This window comes from Haemophilus sp. C1 (genome assembly GCF_001276515.1).
Taxonomy (GTDB): Bacteria; Pseudomonadota; Gammaproteobacteria; order Enterobacterales; family Pasteurellaceae; genus Haemophilus.
Genome location: NZ_LDVZ01000069.1, coordinates 1 through 740, shown reverse-complemented (window position 1 = coordinate 740; position 740 = coordinate 1). Strand labels below are relative to the sequence as shown.

The following is a 740-nucleotide window of genomic DNA, read 5'->3' as shown; positions in this document are numbered from 1 at the left end:
AAAGGCTATGGCAATGGTGATGAAACCACTTATGTTGCAAGCCACGTGGGAGATAGCCAGAGTAAAACCATTATTCATGCAGGTGGTGATGCCAATATTATTGGCAGCCAAGTAAAAGGCAAACGAGTAGAACTTAATGCTGAAAACTTGAATATCGAGAGTTTGCAAGATAAATCTCGCTATCATGGTAAACAAATGAATGTAAGTGGTAGTGTGACAGTGGGGTATGGCGCATCCGTTGGAGGCAGTTTCAATAAATCGAAAATCAATGCTGATCATGCAAGCGTGAATGAACAGGCTGGAATTTATGCTGGTGATGAAGGTTATGATATTAATGTTAATAAACATACCGATCTTAAAGGTGCATTGATTACCTCTACCCAAAAAGCAGAAGCAGATGGTAAAAACCATTTTAGTACTGGCAGCATTACTCATTCAGATATTGAAAATCACTCAAATTATAGTGGCAGCAGTTTTGGTGTAAGTGGCAGTGTGTCAGCTAACTTTGAAACACCATTTGGAGAGAATGGTGCAGCTCAAAGTACAAAACAAGCCACGGATAAAGATGGTAATCTGCTTTATACCGATAAAAATGGCAACACAACTGTTAATTCTAAAGGAGTAAATGGACAAGAGAACACCAAGAAATTGGCTGAAGGCAAGGAGTCTCTCCAATTCTCCTATGGCATGGGCTATGGTAAAGATTCCGATAGCCAATCTAGCACAACAAAAAGTGGTAT

1 protein-coding gene is annotated in these 740 nt (G+C 39.6%); it reads left to right on the top strand.

Going from position 1 to position 740, the window contains the following annotated elements:
• On the top strand, positions 1-740 hold a 740-nt coding region (locus ABW51_RS09560), incomplete at both ends, for a hemagglutinin repeat-containing protein (protein WP_197271871.1).